Here is a 12,589-nt window from a genome sequence, read left to right on the forward strand (position 1 = left end):
TTTCCTACGCTTTTTGTGTGCCTAAGTCTGCAAGCACATCTAAAATTTCTTTATAAAACTCTTCACGTGTACCACCACGGTGAATTTCTTTATATAGCTCACCATCTTGAATGAATAAAATACGCTGACAGTAACTTGCACTATACGGATCATGTGTAACCATCATAATAGATACACCTTGATCTTCATTTAAGTTTGTCATCGCATCAAGTAAACTCGCTGCATTTTTAGAATCAAGCGCTCCTGTTGGCTCGTCCCCTAAAATAATTGCTGGCTCATGTACTAAAGCGCGCGCTGCTGCCGAACGTTGCTTTTGTCCACCAGATACTTCAGATGGATACTTTTGAAGTATTTCTGTGATTCCTAACATATCTGCTACTTTTTCTACTTTCGGTCCAATGTTACGTGATGAAACACCTTGAAGTGAAAGTGGAAGTGCAATGTTTTCGTAAATAGATAAGTTCTCTAATAAGTTAAAGTCTTGGAAGATGAATCCTAACTTTTGTGAACGGAAATCTGAAAGCTCACCTTGCTTCATTTTTGTAATATCCGTACCCGCAATTTCAACAACGCCGCCTGTTGCTTTATCTAACGTTGAAATTACATTTAATAATGTCGTTTTACCAGAACCAGATGGTCCCATAATTCCTACAAACTCACCCTCTTGAATTGAGAATGATACACCTTTTAACGCGTGTGATTGGTTCTCACCTTTTTTACCGTACACTTTTTGAACGTTTTTCACGTCTACAACTGGTTTCGTCATATATATCCTCCTATGCTTGTTTTTCCATTACCTATTTTGCGCTTTTTGGAGGGGAACTGCTATTTGTTAACATTACATTTACCTTACACTTTTGTAATATAAAAAGGCTGAGCATGTAAGGTTGACTTTTTTCCTTTAAATACAAATTCGTTCACTTTTTGAAATGGTACATCCGTAAATGAAATTATATTGACTTACCGACAAAAGCTGAAAATAAAAGTAGGCTGTTCCACAAAAGGAACAGCCTACTTCTCTCTTTATTTCTTTAAAGGTGTTACCGTCCAGTACGTAATAACACGCCAAATCCATTCTAGTGGACCCATCTTAAAGATTTTCATCCAAATCACACTAAACACAATTTGAATTGCGTAAATTGCAATACATACATATAACGTCTGCATGTACGTTAAGTTTCCCGCAAAGTTAAATGCACTTCCTGCAATTAAAATCATTGCAGTTTGTCCGATATAATTTGTTAACGCCATACGACCATAGTATTTGAGTGGTGCTAACAATGTTTGAACTGTTTTTAATTGAAGTAATAAAATTAATGCTCCCACATAGAAAGCTGAAATGACTGGTCCAACTGTAACACCAATTTTTAAAAATCGGCCTGCAGCATCCATTGTTCCGTCCTCATTCATAAGTATCATATTTACAAATGGCTCAGCAGGTACGTGCCCGTATTGATACCATACAGCTACGACACTTAAAACAAACATAATACCTGTAAAAATAGCGACTTTCTTTATGTTTTGCGTGAGATTTTCAAATACACGATATTGGCCTGCAGCAAGACCTAATAAAATTAAGCCGAGTGGTAATAGTTCTTTAATCCCCATTACACTAAAAGCAATTGTTAAAATAAGGCCAATAACTAAGTTCACTTGTTTTTTCGCTTTATAAAATGGTAAAACGATTAACCCGCAAATTGCATATAACGTTAATGCCTCTCCTGGCTGAAACATGTAATGAATCAAACCGAAAATAAATAGTGCAACTACTCGGCGTAGAAATAGAACATATCCATTCTTCCCTTTCGCAATTGCTCTCGTTATAAAGATATAGAATCCTACTCCAAATAAGAATGAGAAGATTGAGAAGAAACGACTTTCTACAAATAAGTATAGAAACCTTTGATAACTTGCATCCACTGTATTAGGGTCTGGAATTTTAATATTAAGTAGTGCAAGAATATTTACTAAAATAATCCCCAGTAGTGCGAAACCACGAATGTAATCTAACTCATCAATTCGTTTGTTTGTAATATTGTTCCCCATAAAGCAACTCCTTGTATAAAATTTAATCCTTCCTTACTCTACTGGAAAAGGACAATCGTAACTATCGGTTAACCTTACAGGAATCTTACATTATTGTAATATAATAAAATAAAACCAGGTCATATTGCGACCTGGTCTACTCTGATTGCTTCGATCTTTGAGGTTGTCCTTTTTTACTGTTGCGCTGTTTCACTTGCACAACTGGATCAAGCTCATTCGAAAACTCAGCGTTATGTCCATTTTGTGTTTTTTGCTCTGGGTTATTTTGATCTGAACGTTTCGCCATTACATTCACTCCTTATTAGTGCGGTGTAATAATCATTTGATGTTGCAATTGGCGAATTGCCATACGTGCTCTATTTAACTGCTCACGTTGCTCATCATTCGCATGTTGTTGCATCGTTTGTAAATCGTTATATGCTTGTTCTAATTGTAACTGTGCATCTGAATACTCCATCGTATTGTAATGCTCTTGTCTCATACCAAGATCTAATTGCTCTTTCGCATATTCCACCGCTTGTTCCGCCTGTGTAATATACGATTCAAGTGATTGACGCTCTGCCATAATTGTCCCTCCTTGCTTCAATTCCCCTTTAGTGTGTCCCTTCCATCTGAACCTTATGAGTATGTTATAATGGATTTTATTTGTTTCATTTTGACTCGTCTTAGGAGGGAAAGTAATGAAGGTTCAAAACCCTTTTCCATATACAAACGACAATAAACGTTATCATACATGGAATTACCATTTACGAAATGAATTTGGTGAAAAAATCTTTAAAGTTTCATTAGATGCTGGCTTCGATTGCCCGAACCGTGACGGTACAGTTGCTTATGGTGGCTGTACATTTTGCAGTGCCGCTGGATCTGGTGACTTCGCTGGCGATCGCCGCGATGATGTTATAACGCAATATCATGAAATGAAAGAAAAAATGCACGCAAAGTGGAAAGACGGAAAATGTATCGCTTATTTCCAGGCGTACACAAATACACATGCTCCACTTGAAGTGTTAAAAGAAAAATTTGAACCGCTTCTAACAGAAAAAGACGTTGTCGGTCTTTCTATCGCAACTCGTCCAGATTGTTTACCGGACGATGTCGTTGCATATTTAGCGGACTTAAATAAACGCACTTATCTTTGGGTTGAGCTTGGACTACAAACTGTCCATGAACGTACTGCCAATCTTATTAACCGCGCCCACGATTATCCGTCTTACGTTGCAGGTGTAAATAAATTACGTAAGCACGGCATTAGAGTTTGCTCTCATATTATTAACGGTCTTCCACTTGAAGATTACGACATGATGATGGAAACAGCTCGTGAAGTAGCGAAGCTTGACGTACAAGGAATTAAAATTCATTTGCTTCATTTATTAAAAGGAACGCCAATGGTGAAGCAATATGAAAAAGGACAATTGGAGTTTCTTTCTCTTGAAGATTACGTAAGTCTCGTTGTTGACCAACTTGAAATGATTCCAGAAGACGTAATTGTGCACCGTATCACAGGTGACGGTCCACCTGATTTAATGATTGGCCCAATGTGGAGCTTAAATAAATGGGAAGTATTAAATTCCATCGATGCAGAATTTGTACGCCGCGGAAGCTGGCAAGGAAAATATGTAAATGAGGAGAAACAAAAATGAAATTAGAACGTGTATTACCGTTTGCTCGCTCGCTGCTGCAAACGGCTGTTAAAGAAGGCGATTACGCTGTAGATGCAACACTTGGAAATGGTCATGATGCTTGCTTCCTAGCTGAAATTGTTGGAGATAACGGAAAAGTATTTGGATTTGATATTCAAAAAGAAGCAATTGAAAGTTCTACTATCCGTCTAAAAGAAAAAAAACTTTTCGAACGTACTGTTTTAGTTCACGATAGTCACGATACACTTGTATCCGTATTACCAGAAGATGCAAAAGGAAAAGTAACAGGCGCAATCTTCAACTTAGGTTACCTTCCAGGCGGAGACAAACATATCGTTACAAAGCCGAACTCAACAATCTCGGCGATCGAACAATTATTAGAAATAATGGCACCTGAAGGTATCATCGTCCTTGTCATTTACCACGGACATCCAGAAGGACAAGTAGAACGCGACGCTGTACTTAAATTTGCAGAAGAACTCGACCAAAAACAAGCTCACGTTTTGCGATACGGCTTCATTAACCAGCAAAATAACCCGCCATTTATTGTGGCGATTGAGAAGCGATAAAGTGAAACTTTAATCAGTGGGGGCATTAACGGGGTAATTATATCAACGATTTTTCAATTATATCTATCATAACTCAGGATATATCAACGATTTTTTCGATATATCTATCATAACTTACAATATATCAACGATTTCTTGGATATATCGATTATTCGACAAAACATAACAAAAAAAGACGTGCACTCACTGCACGTCTTTTTGTTATCCTCCTATATAATGGATATATACAATGTTAAAGGAGACGAAAAAATGATTGGAATACTAGCAGGAATGGGGCCAAAATCAACTGGGCCATTCGTCGATACAGTTGTAGCAGAGTGCCAAACAATATACGGAGCAAAACATGATATAGACTTTCCTCATATGATGATTTATTCTTGCCCAACACCGTTTTACATGGATCGTCCTATCGATCACGAAGCGATGAAAAAAGCGATTATTGAAGGAGCACAAAAACTCGAAAGTGCTGGTGTAGACTTTATTGCTATGCCTTGCAATACAGCGCATCTTTATTTTGAAGAATTACAGCATTCTCTTTCTATTCCAATTTTGAATATAGTCGATGAGACGTTACGAGCAATTCCTGAAACTGTAAAAAGAGTCGCTCTTCTCGCAACAGAAGCGACTGTTCAAGCTGGAATTTACCAAGACGGGATTGCAAAACGTAATATAGAATACCTCCATAATGAAAAATGGCAGGAGATGATTAATCAAATTATTACTTGTATTAAAAGCGGAGAAGTTGAAGAAGCCCGCAAATTATGGAGCGCGCTCGTTTTACAATTAAAAGATGAAATAGATACTGCTATTATCGCATGTACTGATTTGAATGTTGTGGCGAGTGAGGATTTTGTGGATTCTGCTCAATGTCTTGCTGAGGCGGTTGTTTGGATGTATCTATCAAATACTAAAAGATCTTCATAAACATAGAAAACAGCCCTTTTAAAATGTGTTTTTTGTTTGCTAAAAACCCCCAAAACTTTTAACTTTCTTCACAATTCTTTCAAAGTATCCACACTTAATCTCGCTATATTAAATAAGTAGTTATTCATATAGGGAAGGTTAGGGGAACTGAAAGTATGAAAGTAAATCGTTCGCTTCATTACATTTTTTGGCGTTGGCATTTTTATGCTGGTCTTTTTATTACGCCACTTCTTATTACTTTGTCACTGAGCGGAATTGGGTATTTATTTCGGGAAGAGGTTGAGGATTTCATCTATAAAGATTTGTATTTTGGGAAGAGCGCCCAAACAGAGTCTATTTCGATGTCTGATTCTATTTCCTTAACAGAGAAAAAATATCCACATTATAGCGTGGCGAAAATTAGTGAGTTTAATGGGGATTATAATACGAGGCTTACTATTGCGAATGAATATACTGGGCAACAAAAATATGTGTATTTAGACAGCAATAATCAAATTGTTGGGGATCAAAATGCAAGTGAAACGTTTGCCAATATCATGAGGGAATTACATAGTTCTCTTTTAGTTGGTGGCACTGTCGTCAACTATACTGTAGAACTTGCGGCATGCTGGACAATCTTTTTAATCGTAACCGGATTGTACATGAGTATACGCCAATTCAAAAACACACCATCATCCAATAAGCGAGAAAAAGCAAAAAGACGTCATTCTATTATCGGTATTATATTTACAATTCCTCTCTTTCTGCTAGTCGCATCTGGATTGCCGTGGTCAGGATTTATGGGCAACCAAATTTATACAATCGCAGCGTCGAATGAATCGATCGGATATCCCAAATTGTATATGGCACCACCTGAATCGAAGGTAAAAGAATTGCCGTGGGCAACAAGAAAAGAAGCTCCGCCTGAATCGAATTCAAATGAACCGAAAGCAATTTCTGTCGATGAATTACAAAAAGAAATTGAAATAAAAAAGCCATATGTTATCTCACTACCAGCTGATCCGAAAGGTGTATTCACTGTTTCGAAATCGAGCGGTTCTGGTATTACAGGTATGCATGTTGCACCAAATGAAGAGATAACAGCTTACTTTGATCAATATAGCGGGGAACTCATTTCAAAAACGGACTATCGTGATTATGGATTACTTGCACAATGGTTCACTTACGGCATCCCGCTTCACGAAGGACATTTATTCGGATGGCCAAATAAAATATTATGCTTACTAACGACATTTTCTTTATTACTTCTCATTTATTACGGAATAAAAATGTGGTTAGCAAGAAAGCCGAAAGGAAAATTAGCAGCACCGCCAAAGCAAAGAGATAAGAAAAGCGTACTCGTTTTCTTTATCATGATGGTTATACTAGGCGCTGTCATGCCTTTATTCGGACTGTCTGTTTTAGTTATTTTTGCGATTGAACTTCTTATATATGTATTTTCAAAAATACGATTATAATGAAAAGAAAACCACTCATATAGAGTGGTTTTCTTCATCACTGCGCCATTTTCTTTCGGTACAACTTCCCGTTCCAATAGAAGAATCGTGAAGTAAGCCCTCCGTATTTTACAATGCGCCGTGCCATTTTGTGCATATTCTTTTGTGCTGATACTTTTTGATCTGATAAATAAATACCAAGTAACCCTCGGCTAATAAGACGATGAAACTTCGCATGAGGCAAATCACCAATGCTGTTCTCTGCTTCTTCTACAAAATGTTTCATGCGATCTAATATAGCTTGCTCGTTTTCGTAATAACTACAGAAATTCAAATCTCCGCCTATACGGTCTTCTTCTTGATCGATAAAATAATCAAGTAAAATATGGAGTCCTTGTACGTAAGGGAAGTACCCTTGTCTAATTTTCGCAATATCTTCATCATGTAATTCATCATGAAATGCATATGCTACAAGACAGAAGATTCCAAGCGTAGAACCGGCACATGCTGAAAATTCAAACCAGCTCATCTCGGGTAAGTTTTCTTTATGTGCTTCAAACCATGTCTTTAAACGTGGCTCTCTTTCTTCTAACTTCACGTGTTTATGAATTTGTAAATCACAATAATAACAAGCTAGTTCATGAAGAACAGGAGCAATTTTGTCATAGTGCTTCGTTTTCTTTAAAACATCTTGGCACGTTTCAACAAGTTCATCTAAATAACCACCATCATCTTGATCATCACGATAACGATAATAATTACCGCCACCTTCTACTTCAGGTGATAATGCCATTAACATGGATTCATGCAGCGCGGCAAAATCGTTCGGATCAAGTGATGTACTGCGATCACATAAATTATCTAAATAGTCGCTAATCGTTTGATACGCTACGATAAAACGAATACATTCCTCTCGGTGTTCATTTGCTAATAGCGCTAAAATGCCACCGCCCTCGCAATGAAACGTTTTATGCTCAATACTTGCGATTGCCTGACTATGAAGCTCATCATTCGGAATATGGTAGGCACGCTCTTTCCACATCGCTAGCTCATGGTGTACAACCGGAAACACATCACGGTATACTTTCGCCATGAGCGTTATGGGATTACTCGGTACGTTCACTTCTTCCTTCATCTCCTCTATTCATTGTACAAATAATTTACTTATTTGTTTCTATTATGTTATTGATACGTATTTCAGTAAATGACTGAATATAATTCAAAATTTCATCACGCTCATACTCATTTAATAATTCATGATAACAATTAGGCCATTCTTTATATGCCTTATCACTTATTTTAACATTATCAAACCATATGCGGACACGTGTTTTATCTACAAGTTTATCCTCACATGCTTGCATTAGCAAGAGCGGAACATCTGGAAAATCGTTTATTTTCTTATGGGCCATTTCAATAGACTTAATTAATTCACTATACCAACGTACTGATACTTTGCGCAAGAACAACGAATCATTCTCCATCGCATCTCTCACTTCATGATTACGTGTCGACATTTCCACTGTAAGATTCGTTGCAAATTGCAATTTTGGTGCAACAACATTTAATATTTTTGAAGCCGCTCGAAGCGGAGCAGCAGGTGCAGCTAATACGCCTAAACATGGCGAACTTAAAATGATACCATCTATATCTTCTCTCTTCGTTTCTTGCATCATACGAATCACGATAAGACCGCCCATACTATGACCGAATAGAAAAATAGGTACCCGGTATTTTCTAGCTTCTTTCACCCATAATTTAACTTCTTCTATGTATTCATCAAATGAATCAATATGTCCTCTATTTCTCGAAGTCGTTCCATGTGACGGAAGGTCTCCCATCACGACGTGGTAGCCGATATGATTCCACATTTCCGCGACCGCTTCGTAGCGTCCGTGATATTCCATTGCGCCGTGTACAATAACGACTACAGCTTTCGCTTCCTCCGCTTCATAATTCCACATACAGACCTCCTCCATTTCACTCTTTTTCATAATTTGATACACTAAAACTAGTCTCTAGGAAAGGAAGGCTTTACATGATATATCCTTATAAAGAAAAAAACCCAAAAATTTCGAGTAGTGCTTTTATCGCTGACTATGTTACGATTACAGGCGATGTTTCCATTGGTGAAGAAGCAAGTATTTGGTTTAATACAGTCATCCGAGGTGACGTATCACCGACTATAATTGGAGACCGGGTAAATGTACAAGATCAATGTACACTCCACCAAAGCCCTCAGTATCCTCTTATTTTAGAAGATGACGTTACAGTTGGACATCAAGTCATTTTACATAGCTGTCACATTAAAAAAGATGCTTTAATTGGAATGGGATCTATTATATTAGATGGTGCTGAAATTGGTGAAGGAGCCTTTATCGGTGCCGGGAGTCTCGTTTCACAAGGGAAGAAAATTCCACCAAATACGTTAGCGTTCGGTCGCCCAGCGAAAGTCATTCGTGAATTAACAGAAGAAGACCGTAAAGACATGGAACGAATTCGCACACAATACGTTGAAAAAGGTCAATACTATAAATCATTACAAAAATAATTTTCCTGCTGCCATAAGATTGGCAGCTTTTTTCATCCCGATTGGTGAAGGCTAATAATCAGTGGTGGATGAACAGAATCCCCACTGATTAAAGTTTCACTTTATAAAAACTAACTTTTTCTTTACAAAACATTATTATTCCCTCAACAAAATCTTATTAAAATAGAAGCAAATATCTCCATATATATGTAGATGAGGGAGGAGAATCTTCATGAAGGTCAGTGGATTATATAAAATAGAATGTTACATTTTCAAAGGAATTAATCGCTACTTTGATCAAAAAACATTAAATATCTTTTTCAGCAATATTACTCATATTGGTGGTGCCACTTTCTCCATTGCACTCACACTTTTCTTTTTAATTTTCGCAAAAGGGACTTTGCATCAAGCTGCAATTGCAACTGCTATTTCTTTAGCAATTAGCCATATTCCTGTGCAAATATTAAAAAGATATTATCCACGAAAACGTCCTTATTTAACAATTCAGGATGCAAAATATCCAGTCCATCCATTAAAAGACCACTCTTTCCCGTCTGGTCATACAACGGCTGTTTTCTCTGTGTTCATTCCATTTATTTGCTATAATCCAAGCTTACTTGTTTTTCTATTACCGTTAGCATTATGCGTCGGGATTTCTCGCATTTATTTAGGGCTTCACTATCCGTCAGACGTATTCGTCGGTATGTGCCTCGGCACTTGCTCTGGCATCATCTCTTTTTATCAATGCATCCCACTCTTCACGTAAAGGAGCGATATGATGAGAGTCGCCATATTTACCGATACTTTTACACCACAAATCAATGGGGTTGCGAAAACATTAGAGCGATTAACACGTTACTTTCAAAAAGAAAATATCGCCTATTCTGTTTTCGCCCCTCAGCATACCGCTGAAGATAATTTCGTAGCAAATGTGAACAAAATGAGAAGTATCCCGTTAACAATATTATATCCAGAATGCCGCTTTTCTTTTCCTACTCCGCGCATTAAACGGGAACTTCTTACCTTTAAACCTGATATGATTCACATTGCTACACCTTTCAACATGGGACTTTGTGGATTGTATTATGCAAAAAAGTTAAACATTCCAGTTGTCGGTTCTTATCATACTGATTTCGATGCCTATTTACGCTATTACAAAATCGAATTCCTCTCTAATATGCTTTGGAACTATTTAAAATGGTTTCATAGTCATATGCAAAAGAATTTTGTTCCTTCCTCTGAAACATTACATCAACTAAAAAATAAAGGGTTTCAGTCCCTCTCTATTTGGGGACGTGGTGTAGATTGCACACTCTTTCATCCAGCTTATAATACAGACCTATTCCGAAAAAAATATAATATTACAGCGAAGTATGTCCTTTCCTATGTTGGACGGATTGCTCCTGAAAAAGATATTGATACGTTGCAAGACCTTATCGTTAAATCCGCGCATACTCGAAACGACATTCATTGGCTCATCGCCGGAGATGGTCCTCTAGCAGCAAACTTATGTGAAGCTGTCTCGAAAACAAATGTCACTTTTACTGGCTATTTACAAGGTGAAGATTTAGCTGAAGCATATGCTTGTTCTAACATAATGGTATTTCCATCAGCTACTGAAACGTTTGGAAATGTCGTACTCGAATCACTTGCATGTGGTACCCCTGTCATTGGTGCAAATAGTGGCGGAGTTAAAAATATTATTACAGATGGAAAAACGGGAGTTCTTTGTCCACCAAAAGATGCGGATGCATTTCTATCATCCATTTATTCTTTATTACAAAATAAAGAAAAACTTATACAGATGGGAATAGCAGCTTCGTCTTATGCGAAATCCAAAAGCTGGGATGAGATTTTTCGTGGCTTACTTAATCAATATGCAGAAGTCCTTCAGCACGCCACATCAGAATTACTCGCTTAAACACAAAAACTCCCTTCAAAAAAATGAAGGGAGTTTATTACACGAACACAAATTTTAGTTTAATAAATGATACATAAGGTTAAATATCACTTTATTTCTATATACATTATAACAAAAATAAACATAACTAAACAGACTTGTAATAAAAACCCATAAAAATTAATATATGGTTATACAGTATTTTTACTGTATAGTGATTTTAAGAATTCCCCTTAAAATCAGCTTACTCACATACCTTTATACAGCAATTGTTCCCCAATTCTGTATATCAAAAAACCTTTCATTCATTTGAAAGGTTTTTTTGAGCTTGCGCATATTCTTCTTTCGTATTTACATTTATAAACCATTCTGCATTTGCTTGTATATCTTCTCCGGCAACATATTTCACATTACATTGTAATAAAAGCTGCCCCATACTTCTTTTTTCTTCTTGAAGTAAAGTATAAATCTTTTCTTTCACACGGTTATGATACGCTGCAAGTAACGGTTGTTTTCTTCCATTAATAATAGGTACAACCGCATCATATTCATTGTTCGTTTGCTCTAATAAAATAGTAAACCACTCATGCGAAACATTTGGCGCATCGCAAGGCATAATAGCGTACCAATCTGCTTCTATATATTCCATTCCTGATACAATTCCAGCAAGTGGACCGTTTCCTTTATAGTGCGGAATATCTTCTATAACAGGAACTTGTACGAATTGCTCTACTCGCTCTTTTATATCAGAATGACTAATGACTACAACCTCTTGGAGCGTCCTTGTCATCACTTTCAAAATATGCTCAATAAACGTACTCCCTTGCCAGCTCGCTAACGCTTTCGGCTCACCAAACCTACTCGACATACCACCTGCTAATACAATTCCAGCCCACTTACTCATTGGCGATGCAGTTCGAATGTAATATGACCTAACTCCGGTAAAATCAACTTATTCATCGCAAGGCGAACTGCTCCGCTAGATCCTGGCATTGAAAAGACAACTTTTCGCCCAATTGTGCCACCAATCGCTCTACTTAACATTGCACTACTTCCGATATCTTCTAAATAACTAATCATGCGGAACAACTCACCAAATCCGACAATTTCTTTATCTAATAGCGCTGATACGGCTTCAATTGTGACATCACGTTTCGTAATACCTGTACCACCATTTGTTAATACAACATCAACATCTTCCTTATGATAACCAGCTAACACTGCTTGCTGAATACTTTCTTTATCATCTTTTACAATTGCATAAGAAGTCACTGTATGGCCTGCTTCTTTTAACAATTCATGTAATAGTTGTCCGCTCTTATCTGTCTCTTCCGTACGTGTATCGGAAATTGTTACAATCTTGCAACGCACTTCTTTTGGCGCTTGTTTTTTATGTTCATTGACACTCATTTTTCTTCTTCCTTTCTTAAAGACTTTTCTTCATTTTATCATACATACCTTTACACAATTATGTATGAAGACGATGATGCATCATGATACAATATAAGTATAGTAATCCACAAAAAGGAAAATGAAAAACATTC

Annotated in this window: 15 protein-coding genes; 7 read left to right on the forward strand and 8 right to left on the reverse strand. The window is 37.0% G+C overall.

Going from position 1 to position 12,589, the window contains the following annotated elements:
- Positions 1 to 4: 4 nt before the first annotated feature.
- The 4 genes from ACUN26_RS20320 to ACUN26_RS20335 form a co-directional block, all read right to left on the reverse strand.
- Positions 5 to 766, reverse strand: coding sequence for an ABC transporter ATP-binding protein (locus tag ACUN26_RS20320; protein ID WP_000165849.1), 762 nt, complete (start codon positions 764 to 766; stop codon positions 5 to 7).
- A 257-nt stretch (positions 767 to 1,023) separates the two neighbouring features.
- Positions 1,024 to 2,046, reverse strand: a complete 1,023-nt coding sequence (locus ACUN26_RS20325; RefSeq protein WP_000527728.1) for a DUF418 domain-containing protein — start codon at positions 2,044 to 2,046, stop codon at positions 1,024 to 1,026.
- Between the two features lie 136 nt (positions 2,047 to 2,182).
- Positions 2,183 to 2,332: a hypothetical protein gene (locus tag ACUN26_RS20330; protein WP_001129345.1), complete on the reverse strand. Its 150-nt coding sequence runs from the start codon at positions 2,330 to 2,332 to the stop codon at positions 2,183 to 2,185.
- A gap of 15 nt (positions 2,333 to 2,347) precedes the next feature.
- Complete coding sequence (locus ACUN26_RS20335; protein WP_000840865.1) at positions 2,348 to 2,611, reverse strand: YtzC family protein; 264 nt, start codon at positions 2,609 to 2,611, stop codon at positions 2,348 to 2,350.
- Between the two features lie 115 nt (positions 2,612 to 2,726).
- Here ACUN26_RS20335 and ACUN26_RS20340 point away from each other — a divergent pair, with 115 nt between their 5' ends.
- The 4 genes from ACUN26_RS20340 (at position 2,727) to ACUN26_RS20355 (ending at position 6,636) form a co-directional block, all read left to right on the forward strand.
- Complete coding sequence (locus ACUN26_RS20340) at positions 2,727 to 3,686, forward strand: TIGR01212 family radical SAM protein (RefSeq protein ID WP_000868011.1); 960 nt, start codon at positions 2,727 to 2,729, stop codon at positions 3,684 to 3,686.
- Positions 3,683 to 4,255 (forward strand): class I SAM-dependent methyltransferase, encoded by a 573-nt coding sequence (locus ACUN26_RS20345; protein ID WP_000764465.1) that lies wholly within the window; start codon positions 3,683 to 3,685, stop codon positions 4,253 to 4,255. Before ACUN26_RS20340 ends, ACUN26_RS20345 begins: the two co-directional genes overlap by 4 nt.
- Before the next feature lie 249 nt (positions 4,256 to 4,504).
- Positions 4,505 to 5,179 (forward strand): aspartate/glutamate racemase family protein, encoded by a 675-nt coding sequence (locus ACUN26_RS20350; RefSeq protein ID WP_000579297.1) that lies wholly within the window; start codon positions 4,505 to 4,507, stop codon positions 5,177 to 5,179.
- 155 nt (positions 5,180 to 5,334) lie between these two features.
- Positions 5,335 to 6,636, forward strand: coding sequence for a PepSY-associated TM helix domain-containing protein (locus tag ACUN26_RS20355; protein ID WP_000867837.1), 1,302 nt, complete (start codon positions 5,335 to 5,337; stop codon positions 6,634 to 6,636).
- Positions 6,637 to 6,673: 37 nt separating this feature from the next.
- Here the strand turns inward: ACUN26_RS20355 and ACUN26_RS20360 are convergent, their stop codons facing one another.
- On the reverse strand, positions 6,674 to 7,738 hold the full coding sequence (locus ACUN26_RS20360; RefSeq protein ID WP_001102465.1) for a tetraprenyl-beta-curcumene synthase family protein: 1,065 nt from the start codon (positions 7,736 to 7,738) through the stop codon (positions 6,674 to 6,676).
- A 37-nt stretch (positions 7,739 to 7,775) separates the two neighbouring features.
- The gene (locus ACUN26_RS20365; RefSeq protein WP_000267438.1) at positions 7,776 to 8,579 is read right to left on the reverse strand and encodes an alpha/beta hydrolase; all 804 of its coding nucleotides are present in this window, start codon (positions 8,577 to 8,579) and stop codon (positions 7,776 to 7,778) included.
- 74 nt (positions 8,580 to 8,653) lie between these two features.
- Between ACUN26_RS20365 and ACUN26_RS20370 the strand changes: the two genes are divergently transcribed.
- The 3 genes from ACUN26_RS20370 to ACUN26_RS20380 all read left to right on the forward strand — a co-directional run bounded on the left by ACUN26_RS20370 (position 8,654) and on the right by ACUN26_RS20380 (position 11,066).
- Positions 8,654 to 9,166: a gamma carbonic anhydrase gene (locus tag ACUN26_RS20370; protein WP_000640217.1), complete on the forward strand. Its 513-nt coding sequence runs from the start codon at positions 8,654 to 8,656 to the stop codon at positions 9,164 to 9,166.
- 211 nt (positions 9,167 to 9,377) lie between these two features.
- Positions 9,378 to 9,911 (forward strand): phosphatase PAP2 family protein, encoded by a 534-nt coding sequence (locus ACUN26_RS20375; protein ID WP_000868586.1) that lies wholly within the window; start codon positions 9,378 to 9,380, stop codon positions 9,909 to 9,911.
- A gap of 12 nt (positions 9,912 to 9,923) precedes the next feature.
- Positions 9,924 to 11,066, forward strand: a complete 1,143-nt coding sequence (locus tag ACUN26_RS20380; RefSeq protein WP_001261593.1) for a glycosyltransferase family 4 protein — start codon at positions 9,924 to 9,926, stop codon at positions 11,064 to 11,066.
- A 280-nt stretch (positions 11,067 to 11,346) separates the two neighbouring features.
- Here the strand turns inward: ACUN26_RS20380 and ACUN26_RS20385 are convergent, their stop codons facing one another.
- Both ACUN26_RS20385 and ACUN26_RS20390 read right to left on the reverse strand, forming a co-directional pair.
- Positions 11,347 to 11,949 (reverse strand): molybdenum cofactor guanylyltransferase, encoded by a 603-nt coding sequence (locus tag ACUN26_RS20385; RefSeq protein WP_000049466.1) that lies wholly within the window; start codon positions 11,947 to 11,949, stop codon positions 11,347 to 11,349.
- The gene (locus tag ACUN26_RS20390) at positions 11,946 to 12,455 is read right to left on the reverse strand and encodes a MogA/MoaB family molybdenum cofactor biosynthesis protein (protein ID WP_000115581.1); all 510 of its coding nucleotides are present in this window, start codon (positions 12,453 to 12,455) and stop codon (positions 11,946 to 11,948) included. Before ACUN26_RS20390 ends, ACUN26_RS20385 begins: the two co-directional genes overlap by 4 nt.
- Positions 12,456 to 12,589: the final 134 nt, after the last annotated feature.

Source organism: Bacillus sp. WC2503, assembly GCF_052682895.1.

Bases quoted from the DNA above. Each gene is read 5' to 3' on its own strand.
- ACUN26_RS20350 (WP_000579297.1), top strand. From the start codon at position 4,505: ATGATTGGAATACTAGCAGGAATGGGGCCAAAATCAACTGGGCCATTC.
- ACUN26_RS20385 (WP_000049466.1), bottom strand. From the start codon at position 11,949: ATGAGTAAGTGGGCTGGAATTGTATTAGCAGGTGGTATGTCGAGTAGG.
- ACUN26_RS20330 (WP_001129345.1), bottom strand. From the start codon at position 2,332: ATGGCGAAACGTTCAGATCAAAATAACCCAGAGCAAAAAACACAAAAT.
- ACUN26_RS20320 (WP_000165849.1), bottom strand. From the start codon at position 766: ATGACGAAACCAGTTGTAGACGTGAAAAACGTTCAAAAAGTGTACGGT.
- ACUN26_RS20365 (WP_000267438.1), bottom strand. From the start codon at position 8,579: ATGTGGAATTATGAAGCGGAGGAAGCGAAAGCTGTAGTCGTTATTGTA.
- ACUN26_RS20390 (WP_000115581.1), bottom strand. From the start codon at position 12,455: ATGAGTGTCAATGAACATAAAAAACAAGCGCCAAAAGAAGTGCGTTGC.
- ACUN26_RS20355 (WP_000867837.1), top strand. From the start codon at position 5,335: ATGAAAGTAAATCGTTCGCTTCATTACATTTTTTGGCGTTGGCATTTT.
- ACUN26_RS20375 (WP_000868586.1), top strand. From the start codon at position 9,378: ATGAAGGTCAGTGGATTATATAAAATAGAATGTTACATTTTCAAAGGA.
- ACUN26_RS20335 (WP_000840865.1), bottom strand. From the start codon at position 2,611: ATGGCAGAGCGTCAATCACTTGAATCGTATATTACACAGGCGGAACAA.
- ACUN26_RS20345 (WP_000764465.1), top strand. From the start codon at position 3,683: ATGAAATTAGAACGTGTATTACCGTTTGCTCGCTCGCTGCTGCAAACG.
- ACUN26_RS20380 (WP_001261593.1), top strand. From the start codon at position 9,924: ATGAGAGTCGCCATATTTACCGATACTTTTACACCACAAATCAATGGG.
- ACUN26_RS20370 (WP_000640217.1), top strand. From the start codon at position 8,654: ATGATATATCCTTATAAAGAAAAAAACCCAAAAATTTCGAGTAGTGCT.
- ACUN26_RS20325 (WP_000527728.1), bottom strand. From the start codon at position 2,046: ATGGGGAACAATATTACAAACAAACGAATTGATGAGTTAGATTACATT.
- ACUN26_RS20340 (WP_000868011.1), top strand. From the start codon at position 2,727: ATGAAGGTTCAAAACCCTTTTCCATATACAAACGACAATAAACGTTAT.